The organism is Nodularia sp. UHCC 0506 (assembly GCF_034931045.1).
GTDB lineage: Bacteria > Cyanobacteriota > Cyanobacteriia > Cyanobacteriales > Nostocaceae > Nodularia.
The window spans coordinates 6,737-12,326 of record NZ_JAYGHH010000051.1; the positions used below are offsets into that span (position 1 = coordinate 6,737).

Annotated in this window: 5 protein-coding genes; 1 reads left to right on the top strand and 4 read right to left on the bottom strand. The window is 41.2% G+C overall.

The window, feature by feature from the left end:
• Window positions 1–81: 81 nt before the first annotated feature.
• The 4 genes from VB654_RS21005 to deoC all read right to left on the bottom strand — a co-directional run bounded on the left by VB654_RS21005 (window position 82) and on the right by deoC (window position 4,774).
• The gene (locus VB654_RS21005) at window positions 82–1,227 is read right to left on the bottom strand and encodes a glycosyltransferase family 4 protein (RefSeq protein ID WP_323215743.1); all 1,146 of its coding nucleotides are present in this window, start codon (window positions 1,225–1,227) and stop codon (window positions 82–84) included.
• 350 nt (window positions 1,228–1,577) lie between these two features.
• A complete protein-coding gene (locus VB654_RS21010; protein WP_323215783.1) occupies window positions 1,578–3,152 on the bottom strand; it encodes an MFS transporter in 1,575 nt (524 codons plus the stop codon).
• Window positions 3,139–4,026, bottom strand: a complete 888-nt coding sequence (gene recO, locus VB654_RS21015; RefSeq protein ID WP_323215744.1) for a DNA repair protein RecO — start codon at window positions 4,024–4,026, stop codon at window positions 3,139–3,141. The genes VB654_RS21010 and recO overlap by 14 nt, the downstream gene beginning before the upstream one ends.
• A gap of 73 nt (window positions 4,027–4,099) precedes the next feature.
• The gene (deoC, locus tag VB654_RS21020) at window positions 4,100–4,774 is read right to left on the bottom strand and encodes a deoxyribose-phosphate aldolase (RefSeq protein ID WP_323215745.1); all 675 of its coding nucleotides are present in this window, start codon (window positions 4,772–4,774) and stop codon (window positions 4,100–4,102) included.
• A 285-nt stretch (window positions 4,775–5,059) separates the two neighbouring features.
• On the opposite strand from deoC, the gene VB654_RS21025 reads away from it, so the two are divergent.
• On the top strand, window positions 5,060–5,590 hold a 531-nt coding region (locus tag VB654_RS21025; RefSeq protein ID WP_323215746.1), incomplete at its 3' end, for a bestrophin family ion channel.

Consider the following 5,590-nt stretch of genomic DNA (forward strand, 5'->3'; position numbering starts at 1 on the left):
CAGCAAACCCTAAGTAGTTATTAATATACTTGTGAGTGTAGTTAACTCAGGGCTAATGACTCCGCGTAGCGGATTGATCTTTTACGCCCTGCGACCCAGAGGTACAGGCCACTGTGCTAAAACTTCTTTGTATAATTCTTCTAACTGAGTAATATTTTTACTGAGGGTATAGCGGTCTAATACACGCTGTCTGGCTTTTTGCCCCAGTAAAGTAGTTAACTCAGGATGGTCTTGGAATAGTGGTAAGAGGGTTCTTAATTGCGATCGCGCCGTCTTAGTATTCAATACTACACCTGCACCTTGCTCTAAAACTTCTCCATCTGCACCCACATCTGTGGCTAAACAAGCTATTCCACAAGACATGGCTTCTAAAAGAGACAGAGATAACCCCTCCACCAACGAAGGTAAAATAAATACATCAGCACCCCGTAAAATTTCGATGCGGCGTTGTTCGTCTGCCACAAATCCCAACCAAATAATGCCAGATTCTGAACCATAAAATGGTTCCAAAGAAGATTTCAAAGGACCATCACCCACAATCAGCAACTTACTACTAGTTCTCATTTGTGATTGCTTCCAAGCCCGCAGCAGAGATTCAACGTTTTTTTCTGGGGCGATGCGACCTTGATAAACAAACAAACGTTCCGCTTTGAATTCCGCTTTGATTGTAGAGTCTCCCGGAGAAAACTTGGCAGTATCAACGCCATTGGGAATCACGGCAATTTTCTTTTTCTTGACACCCAGGCGTGCTAATAACTCTCGCTGAATTTGGGAAAATACAATTACCCGGTCGTAGTTCCCCAAAAAAGGCGCGTAAAGTTGATAAGCTAAAAGCTGTGTTCCCGATATAAATTTTGCTCCCTTCCCCGCAAATGGTGTGTGAAAAGTAGCAATCAGAGGCAAATTCAATTGTTCGCAGATTTCTGGTAGCACAAAGTCCAGGGGAGATAAAGTCAGAGAAGCATGGACTATATCCGGCTTAATTTCCCGTAGCGAATCGGTTAATAGTTTGGTCGCTTTAAAACTAGGAATTGTGTAAACCTGGGATTTATAAATGAAGGGTAGGGAAACTTCTTGGAAATTTGGCCAATTTTCAGGTTCAGATTCTTCTTGGGCGAAGTGGAGAAAACTAACTTCGTGTTCCCGGTGCAAGGCGTTTGTGACTTCTCTACTGTAGGTGACGTTACCACAAAAGGGTGATTTCTTTCCAATCCAGGCTATACGCATTCTTTGTTAGCTATCAGAAAAGCGGGTTTGAGATATCATTTTTTAGTTGCTTGTCTTTTGTGCTGTGGTAATTTTTGGCGGTTTAGGTTCCATATAACTCCACACTACCCCAGTCAATAAGCCAAGCTTCATTACTATTAAACCAGTGCGTTGCCGAATTTAACCTATAAATATTAAGTTGTGAATAACTATATTTAAATAAAGAGTTGGTCTTGCTAATATCAAATTGATACTCAGCAAATCTACGATATATTTTCGCTGGGTTAAGTTTAGCACAAAGGCACAATTTTTCATGAAATTGCTGTTGCTAGGAATGTATTGAATTATATCTCCTTTAAGTCTGATTACTACTAATGGGAATTATAAAAAGTTAATATACCTCCTGAGAACACAGTTATAGCTAATACCAAGAAAACAGCTTGTAAGCCAACAAAGGTTTCAGCTACTCCGGCTAATGCTAAGGGTAGAGTCAAGGCAATATTAATCACATTATTTTGCAGACCAAAGACCTTACCCCGCATTTCTGGAGGGGTTTCTGTTTGAATCGCCGTTTGCATCGGGATACCCACTAGCGCCCCAAACACACCCAAAAAGGCTATTAACAGCAAAATCATCCAGAGTTGTGTAGTGAATATCGACAGACCAATTAAACATCCTGCCATCCCTAAGCAACCACACAGACTCAGTTCAGAGTAGGAGAAGCGCTGACCAAACTGACCGAGAATTGTCGCCCCAGCCGCCATCCCAATCCCACCAAATGCTAGTAAAAAGCCAAATTGAGATGCTTTTAAGTTAGGAATGATTTCTGCCATCCGCACGGCTAGAACCGTTAAGGCTGCAAACACAGAAAACAAAATAGTTAGTTGTAGTAAAGCATTGCGGACACGAGAATTAGCTTTGAGGTAAGAGAAACCATCGCGCAAGTCAGAGAAGACGTGAGGAAATTCTGTGTCGGGGTGGTGGGGTATTTCTTTAGTTGCCAATAGCAGTAAAATGAATCCAGCGATCGCATAACTACCACCTACCAAAATTTCCTTACCTAAACCATCATTACCACCAATTTGTAGCCAAAGTGTATCAGCGATCGCCAACAGTGGTTCCCCAATGGCAAAACCCACAATTACCGAAGCCATCATGGTTGTTGTATACAGAGAATTAGCCGAGAGTAAATGCTGTTCTTCCACCACTAAAGGAATTGCCGTTTGTTCAGCTGGGGCAAAAAACTGAGTCAGAGTAGAGACTAAAAAAGTCACCCCCAAAATAATCGCAAAACCCACAGGTAACATCCCAATGGGTTGCCAATCATCAGTTAACCACAGCAAAAACGGAATCGACAAAACCAAGATACCGCGCCAAGCATTGGTTGTGACGAGTACAGTTTTTTTCGACCAGCGATCCACAAATACACCAGCCACAGAACCAAACAGCACGGCCGGAATGGTAAAAGCCATCATTAAAGCGGATACCCAACCACTAATGCTTTGATCACTTCCCTGAAACTGAGTATTAATCAAGCCAATCATCAGCACCAAATACACTTTATCTGCCATCTGGCAGAAAACTTGACCACCCCAAAGAGCCAGAAAATTGGGATTTCTTAAGACAGGTAAAAATCCCTGCTGTCCCCCATTTTCAACATCAGACTCATCTAATTGTGGTGATTCTGTTTCCGCAGCACTAGCTACAGACAAACTGCGTCCATTACCGTTGACCAGGGTTTCAGATTCTGGGGAAACCTCAGTTTTTGGGCTTGACAATGTATTTTTTTGAACATTTTCAGAAACATCTTGTGTCTGTTCTGGGCTATTTGTCGGCTTAGGAACAGCACTCAAGTGATTCTTGACTGTAGGATCTGATGCCCTATTCTGTTTTTTGGTGTTTGGGGATAAAGGTAGGATTTTTCTATCCAAATCAGACGGTTGCATCATGGTTAGCGGCAAAATAAGAGTCAATCAAGGTAGCAGAAAGAATTGGGCGACCTAAATGATATTGAGCATACTGGCGCAAAATCTTCTCAACAGATAACCAGCCATAATTTTTGGCAGCATCCATTCGCATTATCTCTGGTTGTGACAGATTTTGGAGCATAGTTAGTTCTGTAGCATCCAAGCGACCAGAAATTACTGGTATATCTTGGCGATGAACAATTGTTTGGTAAGCTGGGTTTCGGTCATCGGCTGATGAAACCAGACGGGGCTGATCTCGATCTTGACGCAAATTTTCCCAAGCCTGTAAACAGACTGTACCACCAGCCGTAACACTAAATCCTACTCGCCAGTTAGGGTTGGTAAAGTCTGGCTTTAAAGTCTTCTGAGTTAAGCAACAGACTTGTACTTGAGGTGACAACCCTCCGAGAGCAAAAAACTGAAACACTCCCTGGGCTAAGTGAGCATAAATACCAGATGTATCAGTTTTGGGAAGTAATTCCAATTTATGAAGATATTCATTGAGTAACTGATACAGTTCCTCTTGGGGTTGTTCACTCAAAGCTTGACACAGGACTATTTCTGCTAAATATTGACCTGCGGCAAGTTTGCCCAAGTCTTTAGCCAAATCTGGATAAGTTTTGACAGTTTGTGCTTGTGTAATTCTATCGAGCGATCGCCCTTTGGCAATCAGTAATTCATTCACCACAAACATCCCACTCCTACCACCAAGGCTAGAGTTTTGCTTGCGCGCCCCTGGTGCAACTGCTTGAATTAAACCAAACTCTCGTGTCAAAATGGTCACAATTCTGTCTGATTCTCCCAGTATTTGAGCTTTGAGATTAATTCCAGTGGCTTTATAGGTTCTACTCATTAGTCATTAATTATTAGTCATTGGCTATTCTTTGAGGAAAAACAACCCATGACTAAAGACAAAAAAGCCATGACTATTCACCCTTTTCCAGGTTATCGCGCTGGCGGAGCAAATCGATACTCCGAGACGTGCCTAATCTAGTAGCACCGGCTAGAATTAGCTCTATAGCTTCATTGTAGGTGCGAATACCCCCAGAAGCTTTAATTCCCAAGCTATCTTTGGTAATTTCCTTCAACAGTCGCACATCCGCTAAAGTAGCGCCACCATTCCAACCTGTACTGGTTTTTAAGAATGCCGCCCCAGCTTCCATACATACTTCCGCCGCCAATCTTTTCTCAGCATCAGTCAGTAGATTAGTTTCCAAAATCACCTTGACAGTTTGCCCAGTTTCCTCACAAATTTCCGCAATTTCGCGGTGAACTGCTTCGGTTTTTCCAGCCTTTAACCAACCTAAGTTAATTACCACATCTAGCTCAGTCGCCCCATTTTCCGCAGCTTCCTGAGCCTCATAGAGCTTAACTGCGGAAGTTGTCGCCCCCATAGGAAAGCCAATGACTGTACAAACTTGAGGCTTTCTACCGTGGAGGAATTCTGCTGCTTGCTTCACATAGGAGGGATGAAGACAAACCGCCGCAAAATTAAATCTGTCTGCTTCTGCACACCATTGGTCAACCTGCTCTGGAGTAGCCGTTGGCATCAGCAGAGAATGATCGATAAATGGCGCAATATCAATATAGTCTGCTGCCATCGTGTGTTTTGCCAATCATTGATTATTAAACTTTATAAAAAATAAAGACATTTCTTATATATATTAAAACACATATATTATCAGTTGACCCTGAAAATAACCTGCTAACCTGGTTTCCTCTGCTGAACTATAGGTATCTGTAAAAAATATGAATTAAATAAATAACAAACAAATCTGGTTTTGACCTCACCCCTAGCCTTACTTTTTAGGTGTGGGGAGTGTGGGAAGATAAAAATGATGGGAGAAAAATAACCTGGTTACTAAATTTTATTTTAGGTTAGTTGCATGACAGTTCAAAGAAAACGATGGCTTCAAATAGCTCTCCAGCTAAAAGGATCAGTAATTTTTGCGATTTATAAACGCGTTATTGGGTGTGGGTTATTTGGTGTTTTTGTTTCTATACTTTATGACTTGAAATTATCTGTATCCCAACCAATTTTAGGAAGTGTTATTCCTAGCATCGTTTTAGGTTTATTATTAGTTTTTCGTACTAATACAGCTTATGAACGCTTTTGGGAAGGCAGAAAATGTTGGGGTTCCATAATAAACAATGTGCGAAATTTAGCAAGACAAATTTGGGTTTCTATTGATGAAATATCCGCAGAAGATAGAAAAAATAAAATTACGGCATTGAATTTATTAGTAGCCTTTGCTGTAGCGACTAAATTACATTTGCGCGGAGAGTTAGTAACAAATGAGTTAGAAGAATTAATACCAGATTCTAAATATATAAAACTTAAGAATATGAATAACCCACCCCTAGAAGTTGCCTTCTGGATTGGAGATTATTTACAGCAGCAGTATAATAAAAATTGC